17 protein-coding genes and 2 pseudogenes are annotated in these 17119 nt (G+C 42.7%); 7 read left to right on the forward strand and 12 right to left on the reverse strand.

Annotation, left to right across the window (positions count from 1 at the left end):
- Positions 1–133 precede the first annotated feature (133 nt).
- The 9 genes from CUS_RS02115 to tnpA form a co-directional block, all read right to left on the reverse strand.
- Positions 134–1180 carry an ABC transporter substrate-binding protein gene (locus CUS_RS02115; protein WP_002847275.1) on the reverse strand — a complete coding sequence of 349 codons (1047 nt, stop codon included), beginning with the start codon at positions 1178–1180 and terminating at the stop codon, positions 134–136.
- 13 nt (positions 1181–1193) lie between these two features.
- Positions 1194–1973: an ABC transporter ATP-binding protein gene (locus tag CUS_RS02120; RefSeq protein ID WP_002847311.1), complete on the reverse strand. Its 780-nt coding sequence runs from the start codon at positions 1971–1973 to the stop codon at positions 1194–1196.
- Positions 1967–2926, reverse strand: a complete 960-nt coding sequence (locus CUS_RS02125; protein ID WP_002847295.1) for an ABC transporter permease — start codon at positions 2924–2926, stop codon at positions 1967–1969. The genes CUS_RS02120 and CUS_RS02125 overlap by 7 nt, the downstream gene beginning before the upstream one ends.
- A 225-nt stretch (positions 2927–3151) precedes the next feature.
- Positions 3152–3844 (reverse strand): DUF1847 domain-containing protein, encoded by a 693-nt coding sequence (locus CUS_RS02130; RefSeq protein ID WP_002847317.1) that lies wholly within the window; start codon positions 3842–3844, stop codon positions 3152–3154.
- Positions 3845–4085: 241 nt separating this feature from the next.
- Positions 4086–4718, reverse strand: coding sequence for an ABC transporter ATP-binding protein (locus tag CUS_RS02135; RefSeq protein WP_002847291.1), 633 nt, complete (start codon positions 4716–4718; stop codon positions 4086–4088).
- Positions 4715–5899 carry an ABC transporter permease gene (locus CUS_RS02140; protein ID WP_002847302.1) on the reverse strand — a complete coding sequence of 395 codons (1185 nt, stop codon included), beginning with the start codon at positions 5897–5899 and terminating at the stop codon, positions 4715–4717. The genes CUS_RS02135 and CUS_RS02140 overlap by 4 nt, the downstream gene beginning before the upstream one ends.
- Positions 5886–6296 (reverse strand): DUF4418 family protein, encoded by a 411-nt coding sequence (locus CUS_RS02145; RefSeq protein WP_002847279.1) that lies wholly within the window; start codon positions 6294–6296, stop codon positions 5886–5888. Before CUS_RS02145 ends, CUS_RS02140 begins: the two co-directional genes overlap by 14 nt.
- A 351-nt stretch (positions 6297–6647) precedes the next feature.
- Positions 6648–7004: an IS66 family insertion sequence element accessory protein TnpB gene (tnpB, locus tag CUS_RS02150; protein WP_002847282.1), complete on the reverse strand. Its 357-nt coding sequence runs from the start codon at positions 7002–7004 to the stop codon at positions 6648–6650.
- Complete coding sequence (gene tnpA / locus CUS_RS02155; RefSeq protein WP_002847309.1) at positions 7001–7327, reverse strand: IS66 family insertion sequence element accessory protein TnpA; 327 nt, start codon at positions 7325–7327, stop codon at positions 7001–7003. Before tnpA ends, tnpB begins: the two co-directional genes overlap by 4 nt.
- A 232-nt stretch (positions 7328–7559) precedes the next feature.
- Here tnpA and CUS_RS02160 point away from each other — a divergent pair, with 232 nt between their 5' ends.
- Positions 7560–9224 carry a leucine-rich repeat domain-containing protein gene (locus CUS_RS02160; RefSeq protein WP_002847299.1) on the forward strand — a complete coding sequence of 555 codons (1665 nt, stop codon included), beginning with the start codon at positions 7560–7562 and terminating at the stop codon, positions 9222–9224.
- A gap of 279 nt (positions 9225–9503) precedes the next feature.
- Here the strand turns inward: CUS_RS02160 and CUS_RS02165 are convergent, their stop codons facing one another.
- Both CUS_RS02165 and CUS_RS02170 read right to left on the reverse strand, forming a co-directional pair.
- A complete protein-coding gene (locus CUS_RS02165; RefSeq protein WP_037276157.1) occupies positions 9504–9770 on the reverse strand; it encodes a hypothetical protein in 267 nt (88 codons plus the stop codon).
- Between the two features lie 33 nt (positions 9771–9803).
- Complete coding sequence (locus CUS_RS02170) at positions 9804–10655, reverse strand: hypothetical protein (protein ID WP_002847296.1); 852 nt, start codon at positions 10653–10655, stop codon at positions 9804–9806.
- A gap of 279 nt (positions 10656–10934) precedes the next feature.
- Between CUS_RS02170 and CUS_RS02175 the strand changes: the two genes are divergently transcribed.
- Positions 10935–11759 (forward strand): IS1595 family transposase, encoded by an 825-nt coding sequence (locus CUS_RS02175; RefSeq protein ID WP_002847298.1) that lies wholly within the window; start codon positions 10935–10937, stop codon positions 11757–11759.
- A gap of 219 nt (positions 11760–11978) precedes the next feature.
- On the opposite strand, the gene CUS_RS18425 is transcribed toward CUS_RS02175, so the two are convergent.
- A complete protein-coding gene (locus CUS_RS18425; protein ID WP_002847306.1) occupies positions 11979–13652 on the reverse strand; it encodes a BspA family leucine-rich repeat surface protein in 1674 nt (557 codons plus the stop codon).
- 380 nt (positions 13653–14032) lie between these two features.
- Between CUS_RS18425 and CUS_RS20760 the strand changes: the two are divergent.
- The 5 genes and pseudogenes from CUS_RS20760 to CUS_RS02195 all read left to right on the forward strand — a co-directional run.
- Positions 14033–14416 (forward strand): annotated as a pseudogene (locus CUS_RS20760) (transposase); the annotation flags it as partial.
- Positions 14417–14560: 144 nt separating this feature from the next.
- Positions 14561–14878 carry a hypothetical protein gene (locus tag CUS_RS20300; RefSeq protein WP_002847270.1) on the forward strand — a complete coding sequence of 106 codons (318 nt, stop codon included), beginning with the start codon at positions 14561–14563 and terminating at the stop codon, positions 14876–14878.
- Between the two features lie 9 nt (positions 14879–14887).
- The gene (gene istA, locus CUS_RS02185; RefSeq protein WP_002847300.1) at positions 14888–16105 is read left to right on the forward strand and encodes an IS21 family transposase; all 1218 of its coding nucleotides are present in this window, start codon (positions 14888–14890) and stop codon (positions 16103–16105) included.
- Positions 16102–16869, forward strand: a complete 768-nt coding sequence (locus tag CUS_RS02190; protein ID WP_002847277.1) for an ATP-binding protein — start codon at positions 16102–16104, stop codon at positions 16867–16869. Before istA ends, CUS_RS02190 begins: the two co-directional genes overlap by 4 nt.
- Positions 16869–17063 (forward strand): annotated as a pseudogene (locus tag CUS_RS02195) (mobility-associated LCxxNW protein). Before CUS_RS02190 ends, CUS_RS02195 begins: the two are co-directional and overlap by 1 nt.
- The last annotated feature ends 56 nt before the right edge of the window (positions 17064–17119 follow it).

Below are 17119 nucleotides of genomic sequence, written 5' to 3' on the forward strand. Positions count from 1 at the left end.
ATTTGTCGGCTGATCGCTTTTACATTATAATATATGGTTATCCCGCTGACACACCACCAAAAACAGCGAACAATTATCCTTTTGTTTACCGCATTTTCAGCCGGTGTGCTAAAGGGATGGTCATATTATAATATCACTCTACTGCAACGAGTTTGCCGTCTTCCGTCTTGTAACTGTCGGGCACACCCTCAAATTTCTTGAATGAACGTGTTGCCAGTTCATCGGGGTCGGTGCTGTCCTGAAGCATACCGATGGTCTTAAGGTCACGGGATACGTTTGTCAGTGCTTCCTGACCGCCCTTTACACTGGGTATGAACTGATATGATTTGAGTATCTCTGCATTTGCGGCAGGGTCACCGCTGACATACTCCTTTTCCACCTGAAGTTTTGCTGTTTCATCGGGGTGTTCTGCTACCCATGCGGAGGCTTTAAGGCAAGCATCGGTGAACTTTGCGGCAACATCGGGGTGCTGTTCAGCGAGTTCCTTTGAAACGAAAGTAACACAGCAGTATTCGGAAGCATAAGGCTCGGTCACTGCGGTATCGAGAAGTACATCAAGTCCGAACTCCTTTTCAGCCTGAGTAGCTACGGGGTCGGGGGTGCATATCGCATCGACTGCACCGTTCTGCAAAGCCTGCGGCTGGTCTGTGACACCGAATACCAGAAACTCCACATCTTTGCTCTCGGCAGATATATCAAAGCCTGCTTCATGCAGTGCTCTCTTGGCAGTAACACACTCAGAGCCTGCAAGAGAAGACACACCTATCTTTTTGCCTTTGAGGTCATCAAGAGTCTTTATGCCCGAATCGCTCTTTACCAGCAGCTTTGTGCAGCCTGTGTGCATGCCTGCGGTAACTACCATGTTAAGTCCGTTGTCTATCGGCTGAACGAACTTGCCTACCAGACCAAATCCGCAGTCGATAGTACCTGCGCCCAGCGCAGCCTGAATATCGCCCTTGCCGAAATCCACTCTCTCCCACTTTATGCCTGCTTCATCGAGATAGCCGTTCTCCATAGCGACCTGCAAAGGTGCATGGCACAGAGCGCCCTGTGCTTCGCCTATTTTAAGGACATATTCGCCGTCTTTGCCGCCGTTCTTGTCACCGCTGCTGCCGCAGGCTGTCAATGCTGTCAGCATAAGTACAGATGTGAGAAGCGCGGCTGTTTTTCTTAAATACATAAATATCCTCCTGTTAAATGTTATATTCTACCTCAGGCTCTTTTCCCGCAAAGTCGAGTATCTTCAATATCTCGCTTCTGAGCCTGATAAATTCGGGATTATTTCTGTCACGCGGCTGATGAAGATCAACATCTATGACTTTTTCTATCTTTGCGGGACGAGGTGTCATAACAACTATCTTGTCTGCAAGATAAACAGCTTCATCAACATCATGCGTTACCATTATCATTGTCATATCTTTTTCGGCTTTGATGCGCAGAAGTTCGTCCTGCATGTTCATTCTGGTGAATGCGTCCAGCGCACCGAGAGGTTCGTCCAGCAGGAGCGCTTTGGGGTGTCCGATAAGTGCCCTTGCCAGTGAAGCACGCTGACACATGCCGCCCGAAAGCTGATGGGGATAGGACTTCTCGAAGCCTTTCAGCCCGACAAGTTCCATATACTCGGAAATGTCGGCACTGCGCTCTTTATATAGCTTTCTGACTTTCAGACCGAAAGCGACATTGTCGTATATATTCAGCCAGGGGAACAAGTTCGGGTCCTGGAATACAAGCCCTCTGTCGCAGTCAGGCTTCTTTACCTTCTCATCATCTATGTAAACACTGCCTTCGGTCGGTTTATCGAGTCCCGCGAGGATACGCAGCATGGTCGATTTGCCGCAGCCCGAAGGTCCTATAAGGCAAACGAATTTGCCCTTTTCTATTTCAAGATCAACTCCGCTGAGAGCATTTACAGTTTCGCCCGTAACGGTGTGGAAAGTCTTTTTTACGCCCTCAAATCTGATGCTGCCTACCATTTTATCACACCTTTCTGCCAGCCGAGTACACGGTCACGTATTTTGAAAAGCACTGTTATCACCAGATAGAACATTACCGCGATGACGATCAGTCCCGCATATACATTTGAATAAGCCATCATTTCCTTCTGCCAGTTGACATACCAGCCGATGCCGTACTTGGCACCGATCATTTCGGCTGTCATCAGCGCCACAAACGAGCCGCAGATACCGTTGAACAGACCGAGAAAGATGCTGGGCATCGCAGCGGGCACGCCGATGCGGAATATCTTTTGCAGCTGACCCGCGCCCAGTGTGGAGGATACCTCGAAGTAGGAGTTTTTGACGTTGGCTATGCCGCTGGAGGTAAGCACTACTGTCGGGAACCATACTGATATGCCTATTATAAATGAACTTGCCGATCTTGCTTCCGAGAATACCACCAGAAGTATCGGTATCCATGCAGTTGAAGGGATAGGTCCGAGTATGCGTATCAGCGGATTTATCCAGTATTCGGCAGCTTTGCTGAAACCGATAGCTATGCCCATAAAGAAGCCTATTATCAATCCGCCCGCAACGCCTTTGAGAAGTATTCCCATAGAGAAGCCGATGCACTTTAATATCAGTGACCTGTCCTCAAACAGTGTACCGAACACCCTGTCAAGAGCAGGAAAATACAGTACGGGAAACAGCGCTGTCTTGACTGTGAATATATTTAACAGGTTCAGAAACAGTATCACACCTGCCAGAAAAGGGCCGCGATAAAACACGGGCTTTTCAGCGGCACTGTTATTCCTGTTCTTAAAATAAATTGCTGTCGCAGCTATGAAATATACAGCCACAGCTATTATCAGAAGCACAGCGAAATACGGGTGTTTCGCGGGCTGATGCAGCGGAGAATCCGGAACGGCGAATGCCACTATCTCCGCAGCTGCCAGTGATAAGAGCGGCAGCAGTGGTCTGAGTATCTTCATCGTAAATTACTTCCTTTCGTACAGCGATCCAACTGTTTAAATTCACAGGACACGTTCGCAAGAGCTTGGATATAATCCCAATTTGGCTGTGTATTGTTCCCCCGCCGAAGGCGGGGAAACAATACGAAAGAACAGCCATTTTGTATCATCAGCAATACACATCAAAATTGGGAGTGGATATAAGGGTCTTGTGACCGCATCTTGTCTGAATTTTCAGGCAGATCGCTATATATCTGCTCCGGGTGAGAGTTTTGATCTGTCAAGTTCTTCACCGACAGGTGCATGGAGCAGTTTTTTGTAATAAGCCCTTGCCTGATAAAGAGCGCCTGCGGGATTGTGTGCAAGCATTCTGTCTTTGGTGATAAGTGTTGTTGTAAGACCCTTTGCGTATTTATAGAACAGGCTGTCATGTCCTACACAAAGACCGACCACAACGTTAAGGTCAACCTTTGCTTTTGCGAGAAGTTTAGCCTGCATTATGGGGTTACACATAACGGGACCCGTCACACATGTATACTTCTCGTCAACGCCTATAGTCGTCTTGTTTACAGAGCCTACCTTACAGCTTATGCCGTAGACCTCAAAACCGTTGAGCCTTAATATCTTTGCGAATATCCTGCTCTCTTCAATAAGACCAACACAGGTAGCGATGCCTATCTTCTTGGCACCTATTCGTCTTGCAAACTCGATTATTTCTTCTACTCTTGTATACTTGCCGTAGAACTCTCCCTCTATCTCAGCGGAAGCTATCGAAACTTTCTTATTGATGCGGCTGTTGGTATACAGTGCAACTACCTCGTCTATCTCCTCTTCGGTGAGTTCTGCTGTGGGACAAAACTCAGGGTATTTACCCTTTCTGTTCAGACAATTCATTACGCCGCAGTCTGCGCAGCTTCTGCAAATGTTTTCGTTTGCCATAGTTATCGCTCCTTAGTTATCTTCATAAATTTGATTTTTCCTATCGGAATGATATGATTATAACACCATTCTCAATGAATGTCAAGAGGTTTTTCATACTTTTTCTCTAGGCTTACTAGATTTTTATTTTTCTTACAAATATTTGTAAAAATCAGCCCATTTTTTATACTTTTTTTCGGCAAAAAAGTTCAGAGAGGTCAATTTTATGCAAAGCGACCTCCCTGATAACGATAATTTACTATCAACGTAACGGCTGAAGCTGTATCACTCTGTCAGCCAATGAAAGCAGTTCGCTGTCATGTGTTGCGGCGATGATGCTGACACCCTTATCGTGTACTTCTTTTATCATACTGCGTACTATAGATGCGCTCTCTTCATCAAGGTTAGAAGTGGGTTCATCGGCTATCAGTATGGGGGTATCAGCGAATAATATCCTAGCCAGCATGGTGCGGCGGTACTCCCCTCCCGAAATATCGGAAGGATAAGAGTTAATTACATTATCTATTCCCAGCTTTCGGCACAGCATTTCGGCTTTTGCTCTGTCGGGTGATCTTCCTGCGATACGGGCAGGCAGAATGATATTTTCAAGCACAGTGAGTTCGCCCAGCAGTACACTGCCCTGCATTATATATCCTATCTTTCCCGCCCTGAGCGCTGTGCGTGCGGCAGACGAAAGTTTGAATATATCCTCACCGTCTATAATTACAGTGCCGCTGTCGGGGCGAAGCATGCCGGTTATTATATTCAGCAGTGTGGATTTTCCGCAGCCCGATGCTCCCGAAACACCGATGAAACCGCCTTTTTCAAGGGAGATATCAGTGCTTCTCAACCCGTTGCCGCCGAAGTTTCTTGAAATATTTACGGCTTTTATCATACGTTTTCTCCTGTCAGCATAGCAGGCTCCTGCTTCATTATAGTTATAAATGTAAAGGACAGCGCAGCCGCCAGCATACCTGCATTTATCGCCAGAGTTTTTGCGGCGATACCGAAAGCCTGTCCCGCCGATATCAGCTTGTAGGGCATATCCAGTGCTGTTTTCAGGACATCATGCAGCGGCAGCAGGAATATGAGCGATGCTGCGATACCCAGTACCGTCCCTGCCGCGAACAGCAGAAGATACTCTGTCAAAAACATCATAAGTATCCTGCCCTTGCATGCGCCCACCGAAAGCAGGCTGCCCGCGACTTTTCTGCGCTGCTGTGCGGTCACAGTCACCATAGCAAAAAGCGATACCGATGCTATTATAAGTGCAAACACGTCCATAACGCCGACCATGCCTGTAAGCATGCGTATATTGCCGCGCAGTCCCGAAGTGAGTTCATCAACAGCATAAACTTTCAGTTCCGAGCCGCTGAGTGCCGCATTTATCTGTTCAATAAGCGATGTTATGTCACTGCCTGTGTTCTGTCTTATCAGCATCATTGATAGCAGTCCGTCCCGCTGACCAAACATGTATTTGTACTCAGCTGATGAAGTTATGCTGTCGGCGGCTTCGCAGGTGAGAAAAAGGCTGCTGTCATAGCCCATGCCTGTTTCTTCAAGTATATCTGCAACTCTGAAACTGCGTCCGAAAACATTCACCGATTCGCCTACAGTGAAATTTGATGAAGAACCTGCCAGTATCTCATCAGCTTTAAGTTCGGGTGCTTTGGTGCTCCACTGTTTTACCGAAAAATCAGTCTTTGGGTCATATGCGACTATCTGAAGTCCGCCTGAGGAACAGCAGCTCATCTCAAGCGTTTCAAGATATAGCTGTCGGCTGACATCTATGCCCTGAATATCCTTTATCCCGTCCAGTTCATCTTCGTGGAACAGTATCGTGCAGGCTTTGCCTTTGAAAAGCATATCTTTGGTGCTGTCAAGATACTCCTGCGGGACGATATAAAGGTCTGTGTTTGTCGTACCGTTCAGTTTGTCAGCGCCGCTTCTGATATTGTCGGTAAACAGTCCCGTACCGAATATGCACACGGTCGTCACAAATACAAGAACGAATACTATCGCGCTCCTGAACCTGCTGTATGAGATAACATTCAGCGCATACTTAATCGTTCCCATATGCGTTTTTCCTTCCGACGGATAAGTTCTCAGCAATCACTGATATCAGTGATATGACAAGGAGCAGCAATGCAGTTATCCTTATAGCGGGCATAGTATGGGTGTTGCAGTGCATCATCGCACCGCCGCAGTGCCCCAAAAGCGGTACAAAAAACAGTGCGACGCTTAACATTGCTGATATGAACGGTACAGTCTTGCGTACAGTGTTCTGCTTTATTACAGCGCCGATGATATCAACAGCTATTATCACAGCCAGCACAGCACTTGCTATATATGTCGTTCTCACGCATTTCATCGCCATTTCGCTCCGGCAAGGGTGAAGAAATGTGTTGATACCGATAAGTCCTGCCGCTGAGATGACAGTATTAAGATACATTAATGAGTTTTTTCTTTTCATGGTCGTTCGACTCCTCAACATAATTTACCATAATTTTCATAGGCATATATGGATTATATCATATTATTCCTATCAAGTCAATATGATATGTTAACAAAGAATAATGAGTTATATCCTACATAACTTGTAGGATATAATAAAATCGTCGGTCCCGCCCAACAACCTCCCACCAAAACACAGATCCCCGAGCCGTAGCCCGGGGATCTGTGTTTTGGTGGGTTATTGGGCGGGGACAGTCAAAATCATCATTGCATACATTTTACCACAAAAAGCCCGAAAAGTCCAGCAAAACCGTACCTTTCGGGCATAGAAATATTGTCAACAATGATGTGCTTTTTTTATGTTGGATTTTCAGCATATCGTGCCTGTTTTTGCTGGTTTTATTGCTGTCTTCTGCTCGATCGACAGCCCCTCAAGCAGCCAGCGGAATTCCTGCTTGGTTATCTGTTTTGCTTCGACACGATCACGAGGCCATTTATACTTCCCGTTTTCGAGCCTTTTGTATAGCAGAACAAATCCATCTTCTTCCCAAAGCAGAGCCTTGATGCGATCACAGCGTTTTCTGCAGAAAAGGAACAGACTTTCTGAAAATACATCAAGCTTGAAGTTCTGCTGAACAATTGCTGCAAGTCCATCTATTGCTTTACGCATATCTGTATATCCGCACACGATGTAGATATTCTCAGTGCGGCTTACATCTCCGATCATCTCAGCACTCCCAGCAGACGTTTCAACGTAGTTTCGTTAAAATCATCAGGCAGAAATATTTTTACATCACCTACGGATATTTCTATTTTCTCTGCTGTAATTTCTATATCTGCGGTCGGCTCAACAGACACGATATCATGCTGTTCGATCTTATTACATACCGCCTGACGCACTCGTTTCAGACGGTAGTAATATGTTTTGAGATTGATCCTGTTCTGCTTGCACCAGTCGGTTACAGTAAGACCACTTTCGTTCCGCTGCTGTATCATTTCAACCCATTGTTTCAGCTTAACTTCGTTTTTGATCTTCGTTATCTTATTCATTCTAATCAACTCCGGTTAGACTTTATTAGTTATTTCTAGTTTAGTCTATTTGGAGTTGATTTGGTAGGGTGGGGGCTTTTAGGGTGGGTACTCAACAAGGTTGGTAGCATTCTTCCGCAAATGTTCAGTACCTGACTATAATCACGCCCCCTCTCTAATAAAGACTTGATTTAATTATAATAACATGTTATAATATAATTAATGAATTATAACAAAAGAAGGGGTAAAATAAATGACTATTGAACACGAAAACATTATATATGAGTTAAAACGCAATGGGTCAGTTAAAACTGCAAATATAATAAAATGCCTTTCAAACAAAGCAAAAATTACAATTCCTGACTCAGTATGTGAGCCTTCCACTATCGCAGCAACTCCTTCTGGAGGAAATAATGATTATAAAGTTATCGGAATAACAGCCAATGCGTTTAAAGATTGCGAAAACCTTCATTTGATAGAATTCAAAACCCCATCTAATATTAAATTTATCGGATCAAGTGCTTTTGAAAATTGTATTTCTCTTCAATCGTTTAATATTCCTGCAAATATTAATAAGATCACTCCACGCTGTTTTTTCAATTGTGTAAATCTAAAAGAAATCTCTTCTGATTCAAACATAACACACATTTTTGAATCTGCATTTGAAGGCTGCAAAAAACTAAATACAATCAATAAAATCAAGACTGTAAACCTGCAATTAATCTCAAAAAATGCATTTAAGAATTGCTATAAGCTTTTGGTTGATTCTAAACAAAGATTTGACTCTTTGGAACAGATCCATATTAATGCTTTTGAAAACTGTAGAAAATCTATAATCTTAGGCGATAAGATAGAATACAAGAGCGGAAGCGGATTTGATAATATCCATAATTACACCAACAGATTCTGGAAGTCATCGTCAAAGTTTTCAGCATTATGCGCCTTGTTGACTATCATATTATTTGTTTTTCTTATTTTAGAAAACTTTCATATATACAGTTTTAGATTTTCTAAGCATATTATATTTGTATTATCTACATTGGTGCTTTTTTCATTTACAGCATTGTATTATCAAGGCTTCAAGTATAAACGCAATCAGTATTCATTTACAGCTTCAATGTTTTTTATGTTCCTTGCATTCTTTTTTTTATCAGGGCTATGTACATTGTTCTTCCCAAATGAAAGATTATTCAACAATATTTCTTTGACGAATTATTCTGATGATGGTCATTTTAACGCTTCTTTTGAAACATTAGAACAGAACCCAAATCTTAAAACCGAGTATATCGATAAAATATACTATTCAAATGATATGATGGAAGAACTCTTTGGCAAAAAAGTTAGTGAAAAGCAAAGCCAGCAAATACTTATTAAACAAAACGATGAAGTGTGGGTCAACATAATCAATCCTTTAAATCAGGAAATGATACAAACCGCTAGTCTTGATTTTACTAATGCAAATAAATGCATTAAAATAAAAACGTATAATATGGTCGATCCGTTATATATATCATTTGATGGACAAACCTATGATCAAATGTCTGTTGATAAAGACAACAACTATTATTTCAACATTGATAATAATACTAAGTTCACTATTTCAATACCCGATAAATTAGATCACGTTTGTTATGACCCATGCCTAACTGTTGAACTTTATAAAACAACTAATCTTTCTTTTATCTCATCATCCACAGCAAATATATTATTTTTTATCTTTCTTTTTATATCCGCACTACTTCTGTTGTTAACGCTAATTTCTTTTATTGTCAATATCATCACACTGGCACCTAAAATTGAACAAAACAAAGTTGTATTAAGCCTTATACCATTTTTCGTTGCAATTATAATGGCTGTCTGTCATATTCCATTTGCCGATATATTTAAAGATTTTTCATCAATAATATCGCAATTTTAATAGCTCCGTGCATAGCTTTATTATACTACATAATTTCAACTGTTAAACAGTTCAAGTATACAAAACCATGACCCTGCCGAAACAATATCCCGGCAGGGTCAAATTGTAGAATTTATTCAGAACCTGTCAATAATACCATTGGGTTTGAAATATCTGTATCATTGCGTCGGTTTTTATTTGTCGTTTAGATAAGACCGACTGCTTTCACAATCGTTCTCATCATACACTTTTCTATTGCATTATTTTGCGTTTACACAGAATTTGGGATTGACTCATTTTTCAGGCTTTTCCGTTGTTTTGTAAATATTCAAAAACAGCATCAACAATTGACGGATGCCATGCATCGACATCGACTACTTGACTTCTGTATATGGTGTACTTGACACCCTCTTTGGAAGTAAGCCAATGATCTCCAGAATGAATAAGAATGCCCATTTTCTCTAAAATTAAATTCAAGACATGAACACTTTTAATGTTACAGCCCATTTTCTGAAGTCTCTTAACAACTTCAATCTTATACAGATCTCCTAAAGCATTGTACGGCATACTAACCATTCCTCCTAACAAACATAGCAGGTATTATTTGTCATGAAAACTTACAACATATTCTGACGGAATTATTGCTGTGTCCACCTTTCTTCCGGTATAGAAAAATTCCATCAATTTGGCGAATTCTCGGACTTCTTCATCGGTGTCCTCAACAAATGGTTTTTTATTATGATCGAAGAACGCTTTTGCCTCCTCTATTGTTTGATACGTCGCTTTCAGCTTTGTTGATATCGTTTTCATAGAGTGTTCATACATATTTTCACTACAAAGCATTGGAATTGTAATCAAGTGAGATTTATTATCCTCAACCCATTGAGTTGCTTTTTCAGTCCCGAACTCTTTCAAAATAACTAAAACCAGTTTATCAATCACTGTTTTGTTATTATTGTCAACAGAGTACAAATAGCACAACACCTTGTATCGAATAATAGGAGGAAGTAAGGAAAAGCACCTAACTATCTTATCGTTTGTACCGAAAGAATGTTTTGAGAAAAACTGAATAAATAAGCAAGAAATAAGATCAAGTAAATGATCATGTATCTTGGTATAATCATCTTGTGTTATTTGCGAGCGAACCTTTGAATGTGAACAGGAATTCGCTGCATAATAATCAGTTGTATCATTCTTAACAGCAAGAATACATTTCTTAAAATGGTCTCCGTAAGTAAGGGCTTTTACTTTCTTTAATACTTCCTTGTCGCCGATTGTCAACTGCTCATCTGGCTTAAAATCGATTAGCTTCCTGACTATTATTTCAGAAAGCACCCTCATTTGAGCGATTTTTCCACGGTAAGATGAATCAACATAAAAAATATCATGCAAACAATCCCCAAGAATATAAGCATAATCTTCATCTCTAAAATTACTCATATTACCACCCATTAGGATTTTTTCCTTTATTATACTTCATAAAGAGAAAAAAGTCAAGAGGCTTATTAGAAATTATCAAAATCCGCCTGTCCAGCGACCTCATGCCAGCCATCATATTCATCATTTCCCTTTTCCGTGAACATATCATTCGTAAGCATCAAACCCTCCGCACCTAGCTCACCAAAGTCTAATGAAGTATAATAAACTCCAAGGAACACCATGAAGTAAATTGAATAATCCAAATTGATCGCTGGAATTCATTGGAGTCGATTAGACAAGGAGGTAACAGGTATGGACAAAACAACAGCCATCACAACAATCAAAAAAGAAATGCAGCTTCAGGAATGGTCTGCACAGATCAAAGCGCAGCAGGCAAGCGGTCTGACGATCCGGGAATGGTGCGCAGAAAATAGGATCAAGTTCTGTAAAGCAGATATATCCGCCACAAACGGAACTTTTATGCACAGAACACATATTTCGCTGAGGCTGTGGATAATCACCGCATTCCTCGTTATGAGCAACAAATGCAGCGTTTCCGCTGTTACGTTGATGAGGTCTTTGGGGGTGACCTACAAGACAGCCTGGTACATCCTTCATCGCATCAGAAAAGCTATGAAATGCCGTGAAGAACGCTATTTGCTCGACGGAATCGTTGAACTTGATGACACGTATCTCGGTGCTCCGACTCACGGTAAAAAGCGCGGCAGAGGTACTGAAAAAGTCAAGATGATAGTAGCTTTATCGAAGAACGCAGCAGGAAATCCCGAGTACGTTAAAATGAGAGATGTGCCGAATTTAAATGGCATAACTGTGGGTAGATTTGCCAGGGATAATATCCGCGCTGGCTCGAAGATCGAGAGCGATAACGCCCGAAGTTACAAGAAGCCGCTGGCACAGAAATACTTCCATGTTTTTGAGACTTACGATCCCGAAAGTGGTCAGCTGAACTGGACGCACAAGGTCATTTCAAACTTCAAAGCAATGATCGCGGGAACTTACCACGGAAACGAAAAGATCCACACAGCGTTATATGCTGCCGAATACTGCTACAAATTCAACCGCCGCAAGCTGGGAAATTATGCGTATTTAAGGCTCTTGGCTGCTTTGGTGCAGTGATCTTACTTGTGGTGTATTAAGGGGATAACCATATATTATATTAATCGCTCGTTGATTATCCATAAGAGGGGATGGTATTAATGTATATTTTGGTCAGTTTTGGAAGGCCCGAAATGTTAAGATAAGAAACGCCCTACGGGATACATTTCGTATTACGAAGGGCGTTAAGTCTTATGTCTTATAATAGTATTTACATATCAAATCAGATCGATATGCCGATCACTTTATGGTAACAGTTACAGCATTTTTGATAGCATTTGCTGTATCCCATTTGCCGTTAACTCTTGCTGCGACAGCTACTTTGTAAGTCTTGCCGGGGGTGAGATTCTTAGGAGTTGTGTAGGTGGTGTCAGTGATATTCTGCGTCTGAACTCTCCACTTGCCTGCAAGGTATACAGCTATGCCGTATCTGTCAGCGCCTTCGACCCTGTCCCATGTGAATCTTACCTGACGATATTTCTCACTGTAAGCGACCTTTATGTTTGTCGGATATGTAATCGCTTCATACTGCTTGTAGATGTTTCGGCCGTCGTTTTCGATAACAGCATAATTCCCGCTTCCGCTTACAATGACAGAAGGACGCTTAGCATTTACCCAACCGTTACCTATGGGAAGCTTTGCTTTTTCTGTTATATTACTATATTTCTCGCCAAGAATAAAATCTTTCAGGCTGTAACAACCAACGAACATATCGTTTACAAGTCTGGCATTGCTGGTGTCAAAACTGCTCAAATCAAGCGAGGTCAGAGCGTTACAATCTTTGAACATATAGTTCATTTGTTTAACATTGCTTGTATCAAATCCGCTTAAATCAAGTGAAGTCAGACTTTTACAACCGCTGAATATACCGTCCATATATTTTATCTTGCCTGTATTAAATTCGCTTAAATCAAGTGAGGTCAAAGCGCTACAATTCTTGAACATATAATCCATTTCTGTGACATTGCTTGTATCAAAACTGCTTAAATCGAGTGAAGTCAGACTTTTACACCCGCTGAACATACCTTGCATATATTCAACCTTGCTTGTATCAAAGCCGCTTAGATCAAGAGTGGTTAGTTTCCTGCAATCGCTGAACATTGCACACATATCTGTGACATTGCTCGTATCAAATCCGCTTATATCAATTTCAGCTAAATCATAACAGTATTCAAACATCTGATCCATATGCAGAACACCACTTGTATCGAATCTACTTAAATCAAGTGAGGTCAAACCACTGACAGAAAACATTCCACGCATATTAGTAACATTACTTGTATCAAATCCGCTCAGATCAAGAGAGGTTAGTTTCTTGCAATGATCGAACATTGCACCCATATCTGTGACATTGCTTGTATCAAAGCCGCTTAGATCAAGAGTGGTTAGTTTCCTGCAATCGCTGAACATTGCACACATATCTGTGACATTGCTTGTATCAAAGCCGCTTAGATCAATTTCTGTCAGAGCACTACACTCCCAGAACATATGGCTCATATTTGTGACATTGCTTGTATTGAAGCTACTTAGATCAAGTTTGGTCAGAGCGGCACACCGCCAGAACATAAAGCCCATATTTGTAACATTGCTTGTATCTGCAGCTGAAAGATCAATAGAAGTACAATTATAATATTTTTCAAACAGATTACGACAATTTGCAGGAAAAACAGCACTGTCTTCAGCTATGATTGATTTTACATTATCCTTATAGCCCAATTCCTTTATTTCATCAGCGTCGATTTCTCCCCTGATAGTAAGCACGCCTGTTTCTTCATCGAACGAATAACACTCTGCCTCGGTTACAGCCTCTGCCTGTGCTGTTATGGTCTGCGAAACGACGGGTGCACCATAGCTTGCTGCACCTGCGACCATACATAATGACATTACTGCTGCTAAAATTCTTTTTCTCTGCATAATTATGCCTCCTTTTAATTCAACATTGACAATTATATATCAACGCATATATATTATACCACTTTGCGTTGTAAACGTCAATATTTTCGGCAATTTCTTCCAAGGATTCATTGCTTATATATAATTACAAAAGGATTTTAATATATCTTTTTGTCGGGGTGATAATACACCGATAGAATTAACTTTTCCGTCCAACACATTGTTCTTGTAAAAGCAAAACGGATAGCCATCCGATAATGAAATGCTCCAATTCTTTTTATGTAAATCATGGTTATCCCTTTAACACACCACAGATAATTTACAATGCGGTCCAAATAAACAGACCTCAAAACTCAGAAAATATAGTATAATATTGACAGAAACCGAAGGGAGCTGTCGCTATGTCAAAAAGATTTCCGAAACCTGAGATCACACTTGATGGGATATACTCAAAGTTCGCAGATGAAAGCTTTTGCAAGGATTTTCTTCTTGATATCCGCTTTGAAAAGGGCTTTGCCTGACCGTTTTGCGGTGGCTCTGAGTACCGCAGGATAAGGTCACGCCATCTGCTGCGCTGCAAGTTCTGTAAAGCAGATATATCCGCCACAAACGGAACTTTTATGCACAGAACACATCTTCCGCTGAGGCTGTGGATAATCACCGCATTCCTCGTTATGAGCAACAAATGCAGCGTTTCTGCTGTTACGCTGATGAGGTCTTTGGGAGTGACCTACAAGACTGCATGGTACGTTCTGCACCGCATCAGAAAAGCTATGAAATGCCGTTGTATATACCGCCCACACTGCCACAGCTGCACGGATATTTTGCCACACTTCGCCGTTGACTGCCCACGGGCAGTGCCCGGTAAAATATGATATACTTGATATGGCACATCAATGACGTGACTACATATCAAGGAGGTCTATCATATGGTGGACTACAAAGAAATACTCAGGCTTACCAGTATGGGATACAGCTTGAGACAGACCGCTGCAAGTGTGGGGCATTCTCATCATACTGTCAAGAATGTTCTGGAACTTGCTGCAAAGCACGGAGTGGAATGGCCTATCGATGAGGATGTGACTAATGCCGAACTTGAAAAGCTGTTTTATCCGGAAAGGAGAACAGCCGGAAGTCATTATGCAGAGCCAGATTACGACTACATCCACCGTGAGCTGTCCAAGAAAGGTGTGACGCTCACACTACTCTGGAATGAATACTGTGAGCGTGCCTATGCAAACGGTTAAACACCCTACATGAGCACCCAGTTCGGTGACAAATACCGTCGCTGGGCTCGTGTCACAAAGGCGACCATGCGCGTAACCCACAAGCCCGGGGACACCATGCAGGTGGATTGGGCGGGTGGAACTATTCCGTATTACGATCCGATCACGGGTGAAGAGTACAAAGATTATTTGTTTGTCGCGGCTCTTCCTTGCAGCAGTTATCTCTACGTCGAAGCCTGCACCGACATGAAGCAGGAGAACTGGCTCATGTGCCATGTTCACGCTTACGAATACTTCGGCGGTGTGACTCGTGTTCTTGTTCCGGATAATCTCAAAACCGGAGTGACTGCGAATACTCGCTATGAGACCCAGCTGAACGAAAGCTACCGTGAGCTTGCGGAATACTACGGTACGGCTATTGTTCCTGCCCGTGTCCGTAAGCCCCAGGACAAGGGGCTCGTTGAACGCTCGGTCGGGTTTTCCACAACATGGATAACCGCCGCTTTGCGTGAGCGCAAGTTCTTCTCTTTTGCTGATGTCAGAGATGCTGTTGCAGAACGCCTTGAGATCATCAACACAAAGCCCTTTCAGAAGCGCCCCGGCAGTCGCAGAGATGCCTATCTTTCCGAGGAAAAGGAATTCTTGCTGCCGCTGCCAAAACGCCCCTATGAGCCGTCTGTGTGGAAACAGCAGACAGTCGGGAATGATTATCTCATCAGCGACGGACTCAACAAGTATTCCGTTCCTTTTGACCTTATCGGAGAGCAGGTGCAGATCAGGCTGACCAAAGATCTGGTCGAGGTGTACTTCAAAGGCAGCCGCATGACTTCGCACAAGCGCTTTGAAAAATACAGCGTTCAGCCTGTTGTGAAACCTGAACATATGCCTTCAAATCACCGTGAGTATTTGAACTACAATGCCGATGAGTTCAAAGAGTGGGCAACATCTGTTGGCAAATCGACTGAGGAAGTAGTCAAGTATTTCCTGACCGCTGGCAGCGTTCCCGAACAGGGGTACAAGGCCTGTGTCAGCCTCACGAAACTCGGCAAACGTTACGGCAAGAAGAAACTTGAAGCCGCTTGTGAGCGTATGCTTGCGTTCTCGTCATCACCTTCAATACGCACAATAACAACGCTGTTGAAGAATAGCAAAGAGCCTGACAAGCCCACGGAAAAGACTGATGACAGCAACAAATATGGCATTACCCGCGGTGCCGCCTACTGGAGAAAGGTAGGTGGCAGCAAATGATCAACAACACCATTGAGCGTTTGAGAGCTATGAAGATGAATTCAATGGCTGCCGAGCTTGAACGTCAGCTTGAAGATGCCGACAGCTACAAACAGCTTGGTTTCGAGGATAGACTATCTTTGCTTGTTGATGCCGAATGGAACCGCAGGCAGAACAACAAGCTCGTAAGATACATCAGGAACGCTCATTTCTCCGATGCTAACGCAACCATCGAAGGCATTGAATACATCGAAGACCGGCATCTTGACAAAGGCAAAATGCTGCGCTTTGCGACCTGTAATTATGTTGACGAGGGCAGGCATATTATCCTTATGGGTGCATCGGGCAATGGAAAAACTTACGTCGCCTGCGCTCTCGAAAATGCCGCCTGCCGCAAGTTTAAATCGGTGCGCTACATAAGACTGCCTGAACTGCTTGACGAACTCTCCATTGCAAGAACAAACGGAGAATTTGCTAAAGTCATCAAAGCATACAAAAAGGTAGATCTGCTTATTCTCGACGAATGGCTTATCCGCAAGCTGACTCCGAATGATGCATACAATCTTCTGGAGATCATTGAAGCGAGGATCGAAAAGTCGATGATCTTTTGCACACAGTACCATGCCGAGGGCTGGTACGAACGCATAAATCCCGATCCTGAAAACGACAGTCCGATATCCGATGCGATAATCGACAGGATAATCAATACCGCATATCCGGTAATGATCGATGGTGAAATATCCATGAGAAAACGTCATGGGCTTCCGGAAGGAGCTGAACCGTGATGAATGATTACTGTGCTTTCAGCAAGGATCATAAGTACCTGAAATGGGAAGATTATGAGCTTACCCGCCACGAACTTGAGTAAGCCGACCGCTTGTGTCACGGCAACTGGATCGAGATCCAGCGGCTGTATGTGTATATCGACCTGCTCAAGGCTATTCTTGATAAGAACGATATTGAATATCCGGAGATATAACTTATCTCATTGATTATGTGTCACAAAGAGCCTGTCTGAGTTGATGTCAGGCGGGC

The sequence above is a fragment of the Hominimerdicola alba 8 genome (genome assembly GCF_000178155.2).
Lineage (GTDB): Bacteria > Bacillota > Clostridia > Oscillospirales > Ruminococcaceae > Hominimerdicola > Hominimerdicola alba_C.